Source organism: Halostagnicola alkaliphila (genome assembly GCF_055379965.1).
This window is the reverse complement of record NZ_AP043826.1, coordinates 2,340,608-2,356,557: the sequence shown is the minus strand read 5'-3', so window position 1 is coordinate 2,356,557 and position 15,950 is coordinate 2,340,608. Positions and strand designations below refer to the sequence as shown.

At 59.0% G+C, this 15,950-nt stretch carries 18 protein-coding genes; 10 read left to right on the top strand and 8 right to left on the bottom strand.

Features of this window, described 5'->3' with window-relative positions; translation table 11 throughout:
• Nucleotides 1-444, top strand: coding sequence for an RNA-binding protein (locus ACZ5C7_RS17025; protein WP_464377469.1), 444 nt, complete (start codon nt 1-3; stop codon nt 442-444).
• A gap of 99 nt (nt 445-543) precedes the next feature.
• Here ACZ5C7_RS17025 and ACZ5C7_RS17020 read toward each other — a convergent pair whose 3' ends face one another.
• Complete coding sequence (locus tag ACZ5C7_RS17020) at nt 544-1,665, bottom strand: pyridoxal phosphate-dependent aminotransferase (protein WP_464377468.1); 1,122 nt, start codon at nt 1,663-1,665, stop codon at nt 544-546.
• A 197-nt stretch (nt 1,666-1,862) separates the two neighbouring features.
• Between ACZ5C7_RS17020 and ACZ5C7_RS17015 the strand changes: the two genes are divergently transcribed.
• Nucleotides 1,863-2,474: a DUF6517 family protein gene (locus ACZ5C7_RS17015; protein WP_464377467.1), complete on the top strand. Its 612-nt coding sequence runs from the start codon at nt 1,863-1,865 to the stop codon at nt 2,472-2,474.
• 193 nt (nt 2,475-2,667) lie between these two features.
• On the opposite strand, the gene ACZ5C7_RS17010 is transcribed toward ACZ5C7_RS17015, so the two are convergent.
• Both ACZ5C7_RS17010 and ACZ5C7_RS17005 read right to left on the bottom strand, forming a co-directional pair.
• Nucleotides 2,668-3,531, bottom strand: coding sequence for a 2-oxoacid:ferredoxin oxidoreductase subunit beta (locus ACZ5C7_RS17010; protein ID WP_464377466.1), 864 nt, complete (start codon nt 3,529-3,531; stop codon nt 2,668-2,670).
• Nucleotides 3,528-5,285 carry a 2-oxoacid:acceptor oxidoreductase subunit alpha gene (locus tag ACZ5C7_RS17005; RefSeq protein WP_464377465.1) on the bottom strand — a complete coding sequence of 586 codons (1,758 nt, stop codon included), beginning with the start codon at nt 5,283-5,285 and terminating at the stop codon, nt 3,528-3,530. Before ACZ5C7_RS17005 ends, ACZ5C7_RS17010 begins: the two co-directional genes overlap by 4 nt.
• Before the next feature lie 212 nt (nt 5,286-5,497).
• Here ACZ5C7_RS17005 and ACZ5C7_RS17000 point away from each other — a divergent pair, with 212 nt between their 5' ends.
• Complete coding sequence (locus tag ACZ5C7_RS17000) at nt 5,498-6,136, top strand: ferredoxin--NADP reductase (protein WP_464377464.1); 639 nt, start codon at nt 5,498-5,500, stop codon at nt 6,134-6,136.
• A gap of 79 nt (nt 6,137-6,215) precedes the next feature.
• Here ACZ5C7_RS17000 and mce read toward each other — a convergent pair whose 3' ends face one another.
• From mce to ACZ5C7_RS16985, 3 genes are all read right to left on the bottom strand, one after another.
• A complete protein-coding gene (gene mce, locus ACZ5C7_RS16995; RefSeq protein ID WP_464377463.1) occupies nt 6,216-6,599 on the bottom strand; it encodes a methylmalonyl-CoA epimerase in 384 nt (127 codons plus the stop codon).
• 241 nt (nt 6,600-6,840) lie between these two features.
• Entirely contained in the window at nt 6,841-7,398 is a 558-nt protein-coding gene (locus ACZ5C7_RS16990) for a plastocyanin/azurin family copper-binding protein (RefSeq protein WP_464377462.1), read from the bottom strand.
• A 253-nt stretch (nt 7,399-7,651) separates the two neighbouring features.
• Nucleotides 7,652-8,074: a universal stress protein gene (locus tag ACZ5C7_RS16985; protein ID WP_464377461.1), complete on the bottom strand. Its 423-nt coding sequence runs from the start codon at nt 8,072-8,074 to the stop codon at nt 7,652-7,654.
• 279 nt (nt 8,075-8,353) lie between these two features.
• Here ACZ5C7_RS16985 and ACZ5C7_RS16980 point away from each other — a divergent pair, with 279 nt between their 5' ends.
• Together ACZ5C7_RS16980 and ACZ5C7_RS16975 are read left to right on the top strand one after the other, a co-directional pair.
• Complete coding sequence (locus ACZ5C7_RS16980) at nt 8,354-9,013, top strand: helix-turn-helix domain-containing protein (RefSeq protein ID WP_464377460.1); 660 nt, start codon at nt 8,354-8,356, stop codon at nt 9,011-9,013.
• A 614-nt stretch (nt 9,014-9,627) separates the two neighbouring features.
• Nucleotides 9,628-10,227, top strand: a complete 600-nt coding sequence (locus ACZ5C7_RS16975) for a DUF7344 domain-containing protein (protein WP_464377459.1) — start codon at nt 9,628-9,630, stop codon at nt 10,225-10,227.
• On the opposite strand, the gene ACZ5C7_RS16970 is transcribed toward ACZ5C7_RS16975, so the two are convergent.
• Nucleotides 10,219-10,707 (bottom strand): hypothetical protein, encoded by a 489-nt coding sequence (locus tag ACZ5C7_RS16970; protein ID WP_464377458.1) that lies wholly within the window; start codon nt 10,705-10,707, stop codon nt 10,219-10,221. The genes ACZ5C7_RS16975 and ACZ5C7_RS16970 overlap by 9 nt on opposite strands.
• 107 nt (nt 10,708-10,814) lie before the next feature.
• Here ACZ5C7_RS16970 and ACZ5C7_RS16965 point away from each other — a divergent pair, with 107 nt between their 5' ends.
• The 3 genes from ACZ5C7_RS16965 to ACZ5C7_RS16955 all read left to right on the top strand — a co-directional run bounded on the left by ACZ5C7_RS16965 (nt 10,815) and on the right by ACZ5C7_RS16955 (nt 13,212).
• Nucleotides 10,815-11,816 carry an LLM class flavin-dependent oxidoreductase gene (locus tag ACZ5C7_RS16965; RefSeq protein WP_464377457.1) on the top strand — a complete coding sequence of 334 codons (1,002 nt, stop codon included), beginning with the start codon at nt 10,815-10,817 and terminating at the stop codon, nt 11,814-11,816.
• Between the two features lie 105 nt (nt 11,817-11,921).
• Entirely contained in the window at nt 11,922-12,653 is a 732-nt protein-coding gene (locus ACZ5C7_RS16960) for an N-acetyltransferase family protein (protein ID WP_464377456.1), read from the top strand.
• 136 nt (nt 12,654-12,789) lie between these two features.
• On the top strand, nt 12,790-13,212 hold the full coding sequence (locus ACZ5C7_RS16955) for a thiol-disulfide oxidoreductase DCC family protein (protein WP_464377455.1): 423 nt from the start codon (nt 12,790-12,792) through the stop codon (nt 13,210-13,212).
• Nucleotides 13,213-13,248: 36 nt separating this feature from the next.
• On the opposite strand, the gene ACZ5C7_RS16950 is transcribed toward ACZ5C7_RS16955, so the two are convergent.
• Nucleotides 13,249-13,659, bottom strand: a complete 411-nt coding sequence (locus ACZ5C7_RS16950) for a DUF2267 domain-containing protein (RefSeq protein ID WP_464378466.1) — start codon at nt 13,657-13,659, stop codon at nt 13,249-13,251.
• A gap of 157 nt (nt 13,660-13,816) precedes the next feature.
• Here ACZ5C7_RS16950 and ACZ5C7_RS16945 point away from each other — a divergent pair, with 157 nt between their 5' ends.
• Together ACZ5C7_RS16945 and ACZ5C7_RS16940 are read left to right on the top strand one after the other, a co-directional pair.
• Nucleotides 13,817-14,995 carry a redox-regulated ATPase YchF gene (locus ACZ5C7_RS16945; RefSeq protein WP_464377454.1) on the top strand — a complete coding sequence of 393 codons (1,179 nt, stop codon included), beginning with the start codon at nt 13,817-13,819 and terminating at the stop codon, nt 14,993-14,995.
• Nucleotides 14,996-15,148: 153 nt separating this feature from the next.
• Entirely contained in the window at nt 15,149-15,928 is a 780-nt protein-coding gene (locus tag ACZ5C7_RS16940; RefSeq protein WP_464377453.1) for an alpha/beta hydrolase, read from the top strand.
• Nucleotides 15,929-15,950: the final 22 nt, after the last annotated feature.

Sequence of the window (15,950 nt, the reverse complement as noted above, 5' to 3'; positions counted from 1 at the left end):
ATGCCAAAAATCCCGCTTCACTACGTCGATCTGCGAACGTTCTGTTACGCCACCGAAGACGAAAAACGCGTCGAGGAGGCGTTGCGGACGTTCCTCCCCGAAGAGCTCGAACTCGAGCGCGTCGAGAGCGAAGGCCACTACGGCGATCGCATCCTCGTCCTCTCGGCTCGCGCCGAGAACGCCGACGACGTTCGTCACGTCCTCTCGAGACTCACCGATCTCGAGGATTTCGACGGACTGATCGCCGAACTCGACCAGCGGGTCACCGAGAACACCGAACTCTACCTCACGCTCGACAAACAGGCCGCGTTCAACGAGGAGAGTCGCCTCGGTGACGGAATCACGTTCCGTGCGAAAGTCGAAGCCTATCCCGCAAAAAAGGAGGCCGCCGTCGAAAACGCACAGGAAGTCCTCGAGCGACTCGAGGACGAGGACGTCAACTGAGTCCGGCTATCTTGCTCGAGTAGCTTGTATGGCGTGTTGATTGCTAATAACTCTCCTGGAATTTTACAGGTAGCACCGGTTCTATACTAGGATGGAGAGTTACTGAACCGCTCGAGTCGCCGCGTCGATAATCTCGAGCGCTTCTTTCAGTTCCTCCATGCCAGTCGCGTATGAGAGCCGCGCGTAGCCGTCGCCGTTTGCACCGAAGGCGTCGCCGGGGACGACGATCACGTCGCGGTCGAGGACTTCCTCACACCAGCCCTCGGGGACCTTCGGCATGACGTAGAACGCACCCGACGGTTTCGGAACCTCGAGTCCCGCGTCCTTGAGCCCGTCGAGGACGACATCCCGTCGACGTTCGAAGGCCTCGACCATCTCCTCGACGGGATCCTGTGGCCCTCTCAGAGCAGCTTCGGCGGCGTACTGGGCTGGTGCGCTCGCACAGGCCTGGCCGTACTGGTGGACTCGAAGCATTCGCTCGATTCTGCGGTTGGATCCGACGACCCAGCCGAGTCGCCAGCCCGTCATCGAGTAGGTCTTCGAACACGCGCTGACGACGACGACGTTGTCCGTCTGGGCGAACTCGAGGGGCGAATAGTGCTCGCCCTCGAAGATGATGCGTTCGTACACCTCGTCGGAGAGACAGAGCACGTCGTGTTCGTCGGCGATACGGGCGAACTCGCGCATGTCTTCCTCGCTTTGGACTGCACCAGTCGGGTTCGCGGGACTGTTGACCACGAAGACGGCGGTGTCGTCGGTGATAGCCTCCTCGACAGTCGCCGGGTCGAGCGTGAGATCCTCGCGGAGCGGGACCGGCTTCGACGTCCCGCCGGCAATCTGGGTCAGCGCGTCGTAGGAGACGAATCCGGGGTCCGGGAAGATGACCTCCTGGCCAGGATCGACGTGGGCCTCGAGAACGAGATGTAGGGCCTCGCTTCCGCCGGAGGTCGCGATGATATCCGCCGGATCGACCGCGATGTCGTACTCGCGGTCGTACGTTGCCGAGATCGCATCGCGGAGCTCTCGGGTCCCCTTGTTTGAGGTGTAGGCGTCGGTTTTCTTCGCTTCGATTGCCTCGATCGCGCCCGCTCGAGCGTGCTCGGGCGTCGGGAAATCCGGTTGCCCGATGCCCAGGTTGATCGCGTCGTCGCCCGCCGCTTCGAACACTTCGCGAATACCGCTGATCGACACTTGCTCGACCCGATTTGAGAACTCCGTCATGTCTCAAAGGGAGGGGTCAACCCCGATAATCCTTGCTGTGTTTTCCTCGAGCATCTGCCGAGTTGGTACTCAGTTCTCGTGTCAACATAATATTGTCTACACGAATGAAGAAGCCGTAACGAATATGGCGTTCCTGCCGAATATACGGTACAATGACTTCCTCACGTAGGGCCTTTCTTGCAACCGGAGTGACAGGTGTGGTCGTATTATCGGCGGGCTGTTTGGACTTTGTCCGGGGCGAAGGACCGCTCGAGTTCAACGCCGAACGCGTCGCACCGTCGGATGAAACACTCGAGGAAACCGGGTTCGACGAACTCGAAATCGAAGAGGAGAGCCTCGAGGAAACCGTCGATGTCGGCGTCGAACGAGAGATTCAGGCCTCGCTGTGGATCTCGAGTTACTCGAAAGAAGTCGACATTCGGGGCCAATCGGAAGATGCGACGGCGTTTGTCGCCGTTTCGACGCCCGATATAAGCGTCGCTGGCCGGTCGTTTAACCCGATCGACGACATGGACAGCGAGGAGTTGCTCGACGAATTCATGGATGAGATGGAAAGCGATCAGGCGGATATCAACGATATCGAGCACGAAGACACGTTCTCGGTCTCGATCCTCGACGAAAGCCGTGATGTCGACCTCCTTCGAGGCCAGACCGAATATCAGGGCGAAGAGATCGATATCGACCTCGTGGTGTCGTCGTTCTCGCACGAAGACGACTACATCGTCCTCGTCGGGACCTATCCCGAGATGTTCCAGGACGAAGGCGACGACGTCGAGTCGTTGCTCGAGTCGGTCGAACACCCGGTTTAGCGAAGCGACGCTTTTCCGCCGCTCGGTTCATCGCCGACACCGAACTTTGTCCGTCCACCGGTAACGCCGAACTCCTCTCGATAATCGAAACTACCGACCATCATCCGTGCGGTTGGCCGCACGGTCAGATTCGCTACGCAAAACGAAATGAAGAGGAGAGATAACTCGAAACGTTGTGCGGCGAGTTCGTCGCTTAGTAGAACTCGCGAACGAGATCCATGGCGTCTTCGGGTGCTCCGTCCGGAATCTGTGACATGTCCTCGGTGACGCCGTGTTGTTCGTGATACGGCAGTGCGTTCTCGTTTTGGTACATCACGCCTTGATACTCCTTTTCGCCGTCGGTGATGACTTCCTTGGCGTCTTCGTAATCCGTCGGGTCGTGGCCTTCTTCCTTGAGGTCGACGAGCGTGTCGCGGAAGTAATCGTAGGTGTCGACGTCGTTGAAGGTGACACACGGGCTGAAGACGTTCACGAAGCCGAAGCCGTCGTGTTCGATCGCCTTTTCGATGATCTCGGCGTGGCGCAACGCGTCCGAACTGAACGATTGGGCGATGAACGTCGCGCCCGAGGCGAGTGCGAGGGCGAGCGGGTTGACCGGCGGTTGCTGTGGCCCTTCGGGGGTCGTCGACGTTTCGAAGTCCGACCGCGAGGTCGGGGACGCCTGCCCCTTCGTCAGGCCGTAGATCCGGTTGTCCATGACCACGTAGGTCATGTCGACGTTTCGGCGAACGGCGTGGACGAAGTGACCGGCACCGATCGAGTAGCCGTCACCGTCGCCGCCGGCGACCATCACTTCGATGTCGGGCCGGGCCATCTTGACGCCGGCTCCGACCGGGAGCGCGCGACCGTGGACTCCATGCAGCGCGTAGCTGTGCATGTAGGTCCCGATCTTGCCCGAACAGCCGATCCCTGCCACGACGAACGTGTTGTCGGGATCGTTGCCGGTGTTGGCCAGCGCTTTCATCATGCCGTTCATCGTCCCGAAGTCACCGCATCCGGGACACCACGTCGGCTGCTTGTCGGATTTGAAGTCAGTGAATCGTACGTCGGAGCTCATTGTGCTGGAACCTCCTCAGTGAGTTTGTCAGTGATCTCTGTTGCGAGTTCGTCCGCCTTGAAGCGCACGCCCGTGTACTTGTTTATCCGCTTGAGGCGGGTAAGCGTGTCGTGCTCGAGTACGTCGGCGAACTGTCCCGTCGCGTTACACTCGACGACGATCGCTTCGTCGGCGGCTTCGACCTCTTCGGTCAGATCCGGTCGCGGGAAGATGTACGGAACCGAGATGACGCGAACATCGATTCCATCCTCCTTGAGATACTCGAGGGCTTCGACGAGGGCACCTTCGTTCGAGCCCCAGGAGATGACCAGATTATCCGAATCGGAATCGCCGAACTCTCGGTAGTTCCACTCCTCCTGTTCTTTGGCCGTCTCGACCTTTCGGTTTCGCTTGTCGACCTGTTCGACGCGCTCGTCCTCCTCTTCGGTACGGCGACCGAGCTCGTCGTGCTCGAGGCCGGTGCTCATGTGCGCACCGTCGATCGTTCCCGGAATGGCTCGCGGACTGACGCCGTCGTCGGTGACGGCGTGTGCGCGGAATCGACCTTCGTCGTCGAGCCACTGGTCGACCTCGTCCTGCTCGACGAGTTTCCCTCGGTCGATCTCAACCTCGTCCATGTCGAACGCTTCCGGCGGGAACGTCCGCTCGGTGACCGCGAGCGCCAGATCGGAGACGACGTAGACCGGCGTCTGGTACTGCTCGGCGTAGTTGAACGCCTCGACGGTCTTCCAGAAACACTCGGCGATCGTCGTCGGTGCGACGACGAACCGTGGTATCTCTCCGTGGCCACCGTACAGCGTCATGTTCAGGTCGCCTTGCTCCTGTTTCGTCGGCATCCCCGTCGAGGGACCGGAACGCATGACGTCGACGATGACGAGCGGCGTTTCGCTGGTCGCGATCAGCCCGAACGTTTCGGTCATGAGGTCGATACCTGGCCCGGACGTCGCCGTCATCGACCGCGCGCCAGCTCGTGCCCCGCCGAGGGCCATGTTAATAGCCGAGAGTTCGTCTTCGGCTTGGACGACGTGACCGCCGTACTCTTCTATTCGTCCAGTAAGATACTCCATTACGTTCGTCGCGGGCGTGATCGGGTATCCCGCGTAGAAACGACAGCCAGCGGCGAGTGCGCCCATGCCGATGGCCTCGTCGCCGTTGAGCAGAACGTAATCATTGTCGGTCGTCTCGAGGTCGTACTCGAGGTCCTCGAAGTCGTAATTCTCTTGAACGTACTCTTGACCGAGGCGGGCAGCCTTCTTGTTGTTCTCGACGATCTTCGATCCCTTGCCGCCGAAGCGTTTCTCGAGGGATTCATCGAGGTATTCGACATCGAAGTTGGTGATTTCACACGCGGCACCGAGCGCGACGATGTTTCGCATGATTGCGCCGCCGGCGTCTTCAGCGATTGATTTGAGCGGCACGTCGACGGCCGTAACATTCTCGGGGATTTCCGCCTCCCACGAGCGCTCGCCGTCGTAGATGACTGCACTCCCCTCGTGGAGTTCGTCGAGGTTTTCGTCGATGGTCCGCTGGGTCAACGCGACCAGAATATCGAGCCGGTCGACGACACTCTGGACTTGGTCGACGGATGTCCGGATCTTGTAGGCTGTGTAGCCCCCGCGAATCCGAGACGCGAAGTCTTTGGATGTAAACACGTGTCGTCCAGCCCTGGAGAGCGCCTGAGCGAAGATCTTCCCGGTGGAGTCGATCCCATCCCCGGCCTCACCTCCGATTGCCCAATTAAGGTCCTCAGCCATGTTATGTCGCACCTTGCTCCCACCAAATGAAAAGCCTTCTGAAACCCCAACCGCCTAACCATAGAACCCGTTGATATGTTGCCGCTAATCCCCGGATTACGGGCCACTTTCCGCCAGTATTGTGAACTATCGTAGTGAATTTTTTTGGCGGTTAACGGATTTTTGATGCCGAGAACGGAACGACTTTTCGAGTGACTCGCGAAGCCGTCAATATGGATGGAACCGAAGTTCGCGTCGAAGCGGTCCGCGACGTCGGAGACGGCACAGTAGCGATCGAACTCGAGACCCCAGAATCGTTCGATGCCCTCCCGGGCCAGTTCGTTCTCCTTCGGGCCGCACCGGAGGGGGAGGAACTGGCGCGTCATTACACGCTGTCGTCTGCGACCGTCACCGACACCTTCGAAATCACGGTGGGGATCGATCCCGACGGCGACCTCTCACCCTGGCTTGCAGGCCTCGAGGGCGGAGAAACGGTACACGTCGAGGGACCGATGGGCGCTATAACTTACGAAGGGGCCGAGGATGTCGTCGCGGTCGCAGGCGGTCCCGGTGTCGGACCCGCAGTTGCCATCGCCGAATTTGCACGCGAACACGATCAGGACGCGAACGTGATCTATCAAGACGACGAGCCGGCCCACCAAGATCGACTCGAGGCGCTCGAAGCGGAGGGTGCGGCGGTCAGTATCGTCGACGCTGATAGCAACGAGGAACTCGAAGAAGCCGTGGCGGATCATCTTGATGACGGACGATTCTATGTCTTCGGCTTCAGCGACTTTGTGACGACCGTCGCGGAACGTATCGACGAAGTGGGCGGTGATTCTGACGACGCGCTGATCGAAAACTTCGGATAGTAGCACTCTTTCTTCCGATTCGCTCTCGAACGAACGAGTCTCGATTCGGTCCGATTACTTGCGTGAGGGTGCCTCGAGATCAGTGTTCGACGAGTTCGATCAGAATTCCACCCGTATCAGACGGGTGGAGGAACGCAACCGAGTGTCCCCACGCACCCGGTCTGGGCTCCTCGTCGATCAGCGTAACGTCGTGGTCGCGCGCGGTGTCGAGAGCCCCCTCCAGATCGTCGGTTTCGAGTGCCAGATGATGAATTCCGGAGCCCTGGTTCTCGAGGTATCGAGCGATCGTCCCCTCCTCGAGAGGTTCGAGGAGTTCGAAGTAGCCTGAGTCACATTCGAGGAAGACGACTCTCAACCCGTCGAACTCCTCTTCGTGAGCGATCTCGAGGCCGAGGAGGTCGGCGTACAGTTCGGCAAGCGACTGTGCATCGTCGGTCGCAATCCCCGCGTGATCGAAGCGCATCGTCTCGAGATTACGCTGTGGCGGCCTTACTCTTGTGTTCGGAACAGATAGTGTAGTCGCCGATGCGCTCTGGTGGTGTACACGCGAGAGTGCAGTTAAATGGAGCGCGGCCGCTTCTCGAGAAGGTACCCGTAGTCGACAGGAGACAGTTCCGAGACGAACGGCTATCTATGGATCGAATCGTTCTCAAAAATAATGACAGCAACTGCCGGATCGACGGTAGCACCTAACACCGAAAACGCTACTGGTCGTTTTCGTCGTTGCCGTTTTCGGTGTCTCCATTACCGTTCTCAGCGTCACCGTTTTCTTCGTCGCCGTTCTCGCCGCCTCCATTGCCGTTCTGTTCGATCTGAATCTCCCCGTCCATCGTGCTTTCGTGGGGTTCACAGATGTAGTTCGTCATCTCGTCGCTGGCTTCGACACCCTCGAGGGTCTCGCTCTCCCCTTCGCTCGAGTTGAAGTCGGTTTCGTAGTCCTCGACGATCTCACCGCCGTCGTCGAGAATCTCGAAGTTGTGTTCGTCGCCGTCGCCGTTCTCCCACGTGATGTCGTACTCCTGTCCCTCGAAGAGGACCAACGTCGGGTTCTCTTCGTCGGCGATCGGATCGGGTGAGACGCCGACCCAACCCGAGGTGACTCCCTCAAGTTCGATCTCGTCGACGTCTTCCCACTCGGCGACATCGTCTCCATTACCGTTTCCGTTATCGTTACCGTTTCCGTTGCCGTTTCCATTCCCGTTATCATCGTTACACCCAGCAACGAGGGCCGTTGCGGCGGCAACACCTGTATACTGGATCATTCGTCGCCGTGATAGTGCATCCTCGGAGTTCATCAAGTCAAGTATCGGACTTCGAGTGGGATAACCAGACGCCCGTCATTCGCCTGTCATTGATACTTTCCCCCTCTAGAGGACGGACTCACTGATACTCGTGGATTCGTGTACGTCTCGGAAACACACGTTCACTACTGTTCGGCAACTGCTTTCGAGAGAATGTAACTCTCTTCCCGAAAGTACGCTTCCCATCGTCCTGAAACGGTTGTCCCCTCGAGGATCACTCCTCGGGTCGAACCGTTACGACGGGAACGGTCGCGTTGCGGACGATTTCTTCTGCCACGCTCCCGAGCAACACGTGATCGATGCCCGTCCGTCCGACGGTTCCGATGACGATCATATCGGCCGCAATTTCGTCTGCGAACTCGAGGACGGCGTCCTGAGGGACGCCTTCACGGACGCTAGTCGTCACGTCGACGCCGTGGCGTTTTGCTGTGGTTTCGACGTTCTGGATGGCCTCTTGTGCCTCTTGTTCGGGGTCTGCACGCATCTCGTCGCGTTTCATCGCTCCGTGTGGCCCTTCCGGAACGATCGATACGCCGTGAACCGTCGCACCGAGTCGATCGGCGAGCGCGACGCCGTGCTCGATGGCCGCGTTCGACTCGTCGCTTCCATCGGTCGGGATCAGAATGGTATCGTACATCTCAACTGAACATTCGTTCGCTCCGATCAAGTACGGCTGGCTTGACTATGCTTGTGTCCTGTCTTCAAATCCTCGTTGCTCGCAACGTCCATTCTGGCCTCGCCCTTTCACCATACGAACCGACGGTCATTTCGAGTGAAACCCTCGCCGTTCACCGGTCGACCACGACTGATCACTCGAACTGAGCCTCATCGTCTCGGGACTGTCTGTCAGAAATGGTGGCGGGCAAGGCTACCGCTAACACAACTCGTCTATACGTGTTTGTGGTGGCTTTCGATGATGACCACAGTGGTGGAACTCGAGGTCCCGGCGGAACGCCTCGGACTCGCTCGAACGTTCGATCGCGTCCAGACATTCGAGTTTCAGGTAAGCGGATTGATCGGGGAAGGACCGCCGCTCGTGTACGTTTCGGGATCGGATCGTGAACGCGTCGAATCGGCGCTCGAACGGGATCCGTCGGTCGAGGTAATCGCGACGTTAGACGATGCGAGCGACGGCCAGTGGTTACTCCGCCTCGAGTTCAATCAGGGAATCAAAACGTTCCAGGAAATCGTCTCAGATAACGACGGTGCCATTCTTGAGGCGAGCGGGAAGGACGGTACGTGGTCGGTCAAGTTACTCTTTCACGATCGGACGGCCGTCTCGGACTGTCATTCGCTGTTCGAAGAACATGAATTTGCGGTTACCGTTACGCGCGTAAGCGCGATGAACGACACGTCAAACGGCCAGACGCCGTTGACCGAAACCCAGTACGAGACGATTCTGAAGGCGCACGAACTCGGCTACTTCGACGTTCCGCGCAAGGTCACGCTCGAGGAGCTGGCGACGGAACTCGATATCTCTCATCAGGCGCTCTCCGAACGGTTACGACGGAGCCATTCCGCACTCGTCAGTGCCGAATTGTCCAATCGAATGGCACCCGTTGGGATGGATCGGTGATCCCGACCAGTTGGGATCCTGTCTGAAGGGATGGCGGTACTGCCAATCAACGGACTGTCGCCGTTTCTGTCCCTCCCGAAACGGTGTGATTAGCTGGCAGACGACGTCGGGCTAAAATAAGTCCATTGGTGATTCGACCAAGTTTCTCACTCCCCGGGTAGGGATATGTGCTCAAACATTTGTTTTTACCCCTCAGCTCTGCATTTGTTCTACTATATGCGCCTATATATTGCATATTGCCCCCATAGTTAGCTTTAATATTGGACAGTACAACAGTAGTGATGTCGGTGTGACTCCGACGACGTGATGCAACGTATTGGCAACCGACTATCCCTGTGAGTGCCGGTGGACCGCGGTTCCCCGCCGCGGAGAGGGGCACATCCCCTGTGTGCCCTGTGGATCACTCATGCTCAATCAGCGTTTTTATGGCCACTCGTGGCTGTGTGGCCGACCCCACTGTCAAGCCCTGTCGGACCCAAACATACGGGTCCGCTGGGTTGTTTCACCGCTCAGAAACGAGCAGATACAACGTAGTTTCTCGTTTCGCTGTCGATTCCGACCGAAACACGGACAAGTCGCGGTTTTATGTAATGTGGATACATATACCAAAAGCGATGGGTGTTGGTGGTGAAAACGAATCTCGACGATATCAGACGGCCGAGCAGGTCTCGCTGGCTAGTCCGGACGACGGGTCCATGGTGATGCCGAAGGACGATATCTTCCACCTTTTGCAGACGCAGCGACGCCGTGACGTGCTTCGGTATCTGCAGGGACGGGACGGTCCGATCGAGTTACGCGACCTCGCGGAACAGGTCGCCGCGTGGGAGCAAGAGACGCCGATCGAGTCGCTCACGTCCTCGGAACGCCAGCGCGTCTATATCTCGTTGTATCAGACGCATCTCCCAAAACTCGACGAACACGAAATCGTGGAGTACAACAAGGATCGCGGACTCGTCGAACGGTGTTCGCGCGCGGATCAACTCGAGTTGTACCTAGATGTCCAATACCAGCGACCCGATTACGACCCGTGGCCTCGACGTTACGGGGGCGTTGTTCTTCTCTGTGGTGCGCTCTCGGGAGGGGCGATGGTTCTCGGCGAGTTCCCTTCGCCGGAATGGATCACCCCATTCGTGATCACAACGATCGGCCTCGTCGCGATTGCCCACTGGTGGTCGAACCGGAGCGAATCGGAGCGAGAATTCGTCCTACCGTGATCGTCGGCCGCTCTGGCCAGAGTACGCTGAGGCGATGTCGGAGTCGGAGTGACGAATTGAGTCGCTTGAGGGGGAAGGTCGATGACGATGGGCATAGAAGGCGACGGAGAAATCTTGCGGACTCGGGAGTGCACACGCGAGAAGACCGATCGTGAACGCGGCGACGAGTAGATTATCTGCCGGTTCGATTCCGCTCGAGGCGAGCACGAGTACTGGAACTGTCAGCGCTAGCGGTGACAGTGCGGCGATCCGGAGTATCCGCGTCGACACGTTTTGCGCGTCCGTCGGTTCGACGACGGCCCACGGATAACTGGCTAGCGCGCCGACGACCCCTTCTGATCGGGCGGGGAAGTAGGACATCTCGTACTCGACGTTGCCGAGACGCAAAACCAGCGCGTGTGACAACTCGTGGGCGACCAACCCGATCCCGACCGTTGCGACGAGAACGCATCCAGCGACGACGACTTCGATTCCGATCATAACACGTCTGAACTGGTCTTCGATCCCGACGATGCGATTATCAATCCGTCGGTTGCCGGCCGAGAACCTGCGTAGCGTTTTTCCTTCTCACACCTGTTTCGTAGTCTATGGACGTCGGTATTGGATTGTTGACGGCACAGCAGCGTCCGGACGACGATCGCTCGCTCGCCGAGATTTACGACGAACTACTAACGATCGGAGGGGCGGCAGACGACGCGGGGCTCGATAGCATCTGGACGTCTGAACATCACTTCGCCGACGACGGCTATCTCTCGGGAACGATTCCGACGTTGGCCGCCCTCGCGGAACGAACCGACGAGATCCGGATCGGCTCGTCGGTCGCACTCGCTCCGTTTTACGACTCGGTCCAACTCGCCGAGGACGCGGCCACGATCGACGCTATCTCCGACGGGCGGCTCACGCTCGGCCTCTCTATCGGGTACTGGGACAAGGAGTTCGAAAACTTCGGCGTTCCTCGAGAAGAACGGGCCGAGCGAACCGAGGAGACGATCAAAATCCTTCAGAACGCCTGGGAGCCCGGACCGCTCGAGTTCAAGCCGTCCTATCACGCGATCGATCCCGAAACGGCGGTGACGCCGACGCCGGACGAGCCGCCCCGTCTCATGCTCGGCGGACTCGCGAAGCCGGCGGTCAGACGGGCCGCTCGCATGACCGACGGGTGGTGTGCGAACGAAATGCTCACGCTCGAGGATATCCGGACGCGGATCGACGATATCGAGCGGGTTCGAGCCGAGGAGGGGATCGAGGGGAGGTTCACGACCTACGTCATCAGATACGGATTCGTCGGCGAATCCGAGGACGAGGCGTGGGAGACGATGCGCGACGGCTACTTCTACCAACAGCGGAAGTACGCCGAGTGGATGGAGGAAGGTTCGACAGAGGAGCTTTCGGACGAGAAAAAGGCGGAACTCAAAGAGAGTGCGATCGTCGGTACCCCGGAGGACGTTCGGGACGAACTCGAGGAGTACAGGGAGAAGCTAGGCGACGACATCCACGTGATTTTCCGCTCGTACTGTCCGGGGGTCGGAACGGATGCGATGACCGAGTCGATCGAACGGCTCGGAAACGAGGTCGTTCCCGTGCGCTAACGATCTGGAGGAGTTCTTGGATCAGTTACCGTTTTTCGAATTCGGGTAGACCATCGCAACACTTTCCGACCAAGGACTAAGTATCATGGAGTGGTATACCATAACATGGCCTTCAGCGAAGAACTCGAGTTCGGCCACGAGGACCGCAAACGCATCTACGAGTACGTCGAACGAAAGGGTGCCGTCGATCCCGAGACGGTTCGTAACCAGCTTCGCATCGACGCCGGTGGATTTCGCCACCACATTGCGATACTGAAACGGGACGGCCGTCTCCAGTACGACAACGACAAGCTCAGGGTAACGATCGACGCAGGCGCCAGAGAGGAGTACGTCACGGAGGACCTCGAGTTCCACATCCGGCCGGCGAGACAGGAAGATCTCACCGGAATCGTCGGCGCGATCCGACAGGTCGCGGAGGAACGGACCTATATCGTCGCCGAGAGCGTCGCCGACGAGATCGATCACGAGAACGCGCTACTCCGGTACAACGAACTCGAGTCGCGGATGTTCTTCGTCGCGACGGTCGAGAACGAAGTCGTCGGCTGGGTTCATCTCAACGCGCCCGAACTGGACAAGTTGAGCCACACCGCAGAACTCACCGTCGGCGTTCTCGAGGAGTACCGCGGGCACGGACTCGGCGCACATCTCCTCTCGAGAGGGCTCGAGTGGGCCGGGGCAAACGGCTACGAAAAGGTCTATCAGAGCGTCCCGTCGGTCAACGAAGAGGCGATCGAATTCCTCGAGTCCCACGGCTGGGAGACCGAAGCCACTCGAGAGGACCACTACAAACTCAACGGCGAGTACGCCGACGAAGTGATGATGGCGATCGAACTCTAGGATCGCAGATCCAGTTCCGATTCACTGAACGGTGAACTGACACGTGCGCGAGCCTCGAGTGACACCGTCCGAAGCGCTCTTTTCGTCCCATCCGACCGAAACCCTGAATTGCGATCCACCGGTAGTAACAGCACCCATGAGCGTGGAGGTTCCGGATGACGGCCCGATCGTCCTCTTCGACGGCGTCTGCAATCTCTGCAACGAATTCGTCCAGTTTCTCCTGCCTCGAGATACGGACGAGCAGTTCTATTTCGCGTCGCTCCAGTCCGACATCGGCAAAACCTTGCTCGCCGAACACGGCCTCCCGACGGACGAACTCGAGTCGGTGGTACTGATCGAGGGAGACGAGGCCTTCGTAAAATCGGGAGCCGTTATCCGGATCGCCGCAAAGCTCGGGGGCGTCTACAGACTCCTCTCGCCGTTTCGATACCTCCCGCGCGCGCTCCGAGATTTCGCCTACGATTTCGTCGCAAATCGTCGATATCGGTGGTTCGGAAAGAAAGACCGGTGTGCGATGCCCGATACTGACGGAAACCCGCAGGCTCGATTTCTCGAGTAAGCCGAGTCGTCGGTTTGAACGCTCGAGAAACGATGCTCAGGCGGGGCTCTCCTCGCTCTCGGCGATCTCGAAGAGCGCGTCATAGCCGTCGTCTTCGGGGAGTTGCATGCGAACGTCCTCGAGCGCGCCTTCCTCTACTGCCTCTGTGAGGACGTCGACTACGACCTGCGCGTGAAACGTCGCCTCCGACGGATCTTCCTCGCCGATTTCGTCCCGCTCGTCGACGCGGTCGACGAACTCGTCGAAATCGAACCGCTCGACGTCGTCGACCTTCTCGAGGAACCGGCCGAGTTCCTCGGGAAGCTGTGCGGCCAGGTTCTCCGCTTCGCCGGGCTGAATCCGCTCGGAGAGCGTCGTCAACGTCGCTCGCGAGATACTCAGTGCGGCCTCTCGAGAGTCGAGCTGTGCTCGATTTTGCACGTTGCCGGTGAATTCTTCGTACTGCATGTTCGGCAATTCAGCGGGAACGGTGATGAGTTCGGAGCCTTCGACTGAAAGGAAATCTGAATCCGGATTCGTCCGGCCGGAACGCCCCATCGAGCGAACGGCGGTGCTCGACTCCCCGAACCGAAAGACAGTTTTCCGGACCGAACGACGGATAGGTATGCTCTCGATCGCGCTTGCCGGAAAACCGAACGCCGGCAAGTCCACGTTCTACACCGCGGCGACCATGGCGGAGGTCGACGTCGCTAACTACCCGTTTACAACTATCGACGCCAACCGGGGCGTGAGCTACGTTCGAACCGACTGTCTGTGTCTCGAGCGCGACGAGCGCTGTAACGCCGACAACTGCGAGGACGGCAAACGGTTCGTCCCGATCGAACTGCTCGACGTCGCCGGGCTGGTTCCGGGCGCTCACGAGGGGAAGGGGCTCGGCAACCAGTTCCTCGACGAACTGACGAACGCCGACGTCATCGTCAACGTGGTCGACGCCTCCGGCGGCACGAACGAGAAGGGTGAACCCGTCGATATCGGCGATCACGATCCGCTCGAGGACATCGATTTCGTCGAGGAGGAGATGGACCTCTGGCTGGCGGACATCGTCGATCGAAACTGGGAGGCGGTCGAGCGAAAGTCCCGCTCGCCGGATTTCGACATCGACGACGCGCTCGCCGACATGCTCACCGGCTTCGGGGCGACGCCGACGGACGTCGCTCGAGTCCTCCGCGACCTCGAGTATCCCAACGACCCCATCCAGTGGACCGACGAACACCGGGAGGCGCTCGCTCGAGACGTTCGCCGGCGCACCAAACCGATCGTCGTCGCGGCGAACAAGATCGACGTCGCGCCCGAAGAAAACGTCGAGCGACTGCTCGAACTAGACAAGCCCGTCATACCGACGACCGCAGAGGGAGAACTCGCACTTAGACGGGCCGCCGAGGGCGGACTCGCGGAATACGATCCGGGTGACGAAACGGTCGAGATCAGCGACGACGCGAACGAAGCACAGCGCGAGGCGCTCGAGGATCTCTCGGAGACGATGACCAACTGGGACGGCACCGGCGTGCAAGGTGCCCTGAACTACGCGGTTTACGACCTGCTCGAGTACTTCACGGCCTATCCGGTCGAGGACGCCTCGAAGTGGTCCGACGGGAGTGGGAACGTGTTACCCGACGCCTTCTTGCTCCCCGACGGCTCGACCCCGGTCGACCTTGCCTACGCGGTCCACTCCGATATCGGCGACGGCTACCTCCACGCCGTCGACGCGAAATCGAGCCGCGAAATCGGGGATACGCACGAACTCGAGGAAGGTGACGTGATCAAGATCGTGAGTACTAACTGACGATTGCCGAACGATCCCGACTTTTTATCTGTGTTGTAGTTGCACGCAGCGGTCAGTGCGGAGAGTAAATTGGGTGCCACAGATCGTACTCCCCCCAATGTAACTGAACACTCTCTGCGAACATTTTTATGGACGTATTCTTATTTGAATTTCATGAGTAGTGTCATTGAGGAACAAAATATCCGTTTCAAACAAACCCCTGAACGCGAACTTCTTGCGAACGTGTTTCTTCCGTCTACCGAGGATTGGAGAGACACGGTCGTCATCTGTCTCCATGGCGGCGTTTGGAATCGCGGCGACCGGTCGTTCTTTGACGACCGATGTCGTGCGTTCGCCGAGCAACGTATCCCTGCGTTGACGGCCGATTACCGGCTTTCCGGCGAAGCGACGTATCCGGCTGCAGCACGGGACGTGAAGAGTGCGGTTCGGTGGATTCGACACGAAGAGCCGTTCGGAATTACGCCACACCAAATTATACTCTGCGGACACTCAGCCGGTGCCCACCTCGCTGCATTGACGGGGGCAACTGCGGCGAGCGAGCCGACACCCGATGACGAATACGAAAACGCTGCGATGACGGTCGACGGACTCGTCTGTTTCGATGGGCCCTACGACCTACTCGGTGCGAAAGAACACGGTGAAACGGCAGAGTTCATGGGTGGGTCGCCGACCGAGATTCCCGAGCGGTACCAGGAAGCGTCACCGCGTGAGCGTGTTACGTCCGCGCATCCGCCGACACTACTGTATCTCGCGGAAGACGATGAGTGGCTCACGATGCGTGAAACGCGTGCGTACCGGGACGTCCTCAACATCGCGGGTGTGGATGTCGAACTGCGTACACCACCGGGAGATCACTTCTTTTTCACCGAGAATCCGTGGTTCGAGCGAACAGTGAACCGAACTGTGACCTTCATTGAGCGAATTCAGTCTTGATGGATACGCACCCGTAGCGACC